The sequence below is a fragment of the Cryobacterium sp. RTC2.1 genome, from assembly GCF_035018685.1.
Classification (GTDB): domain Bacteria; phylum Actinomycetota; class Actinomycetes; order Actinomycetales; family Microbacteriaceae; genus Cryobacterium; species Cryobacterium glucosi.
Map to the genome: position 1 here is coordinate 1 of NZ_JASJXJ010000399.1, position 229 is coordinate 229.

Below are 229 nucleotides of genomic sequence, written 5' to 3' on the forward strand. Positions count from 1 at the left end.
CGGACCGGCGACCGAGACCCTCGCCGAGCTCAGCGAGGGCGAGGTGCTCGCCCGCATCTTCCCGCGGCTGCCGGATGCTGCGACTCAGCTGCTCGGCCCCGGCGACGATGCCGCCGTGCTCCGCGCCCCCGACGGGCGATACGTCGTCACGACCGACATGATGATCCAGGGGCCGGACTTCCGGATGGCCTGGTCGACCCCGCACGACCTCGGCTGGAAGGCCGCGGCC

At 73.8% G+C, this 229-nt stretch carries 1 protein-coding gene; it reads left to right on the plus strand.

What is annotated here, in order from left to right:
- Window positions 1-229, plus strand: a 229-nt coding sequence (locus QN357_RS19460; protein WP_323505465.1) for an AIR synthase related protein, incomplete at both ends; no start/stop codon positions are given.